Below are 246 nucleotides of genomic sequence, written 5' to 3' on the forward strand. Positions count from 1 at the left end.
GTGTGTTGGCCTATAAAAGGCAGCAAGCTATATCGCAATTAAAAAGCATACTTTTTATGCTTGTTGTACTGGTGATAAGTGCTACGTCGCTCGCTACTATGTACCTTGATGGGGCTGGTATACCTATTTTAGCTATGACCGGCGTTTATAGTGTGGTGGTAACTGCCGTGGCGCTTATGGGCCTTATGTTGGTTATTGCTTATGGTGGGTTTCATGCGCCCAAACCAATAATGTGGGTGAGCTTAG

Annotated in this window: 1 protein-coding gene; it reads left to right on the forward strand. The window is 44.7% G+C overall.

What is annotated here, in order from left to right; all coding sequences use genetic code 11:
• Positions 1 to 56: 56 nt before the first annotated feature.
• Positions 57 to 246 (forward strand): hypothetical protein (locus SB749_RS20435; RefSeq protein WP_410711920.1); only part of this gene is annotated, 190 nt, incomplete at its 3' end.

The organism is Brevibacterium sp. SIMBA_078 (genome assembly GCF_046534565.1).
Lineage (GTDB): Bacteria > Actinomycetota > Actinomycetes > Actinomycetales > Brevibacteriaceae > Brevibacterium.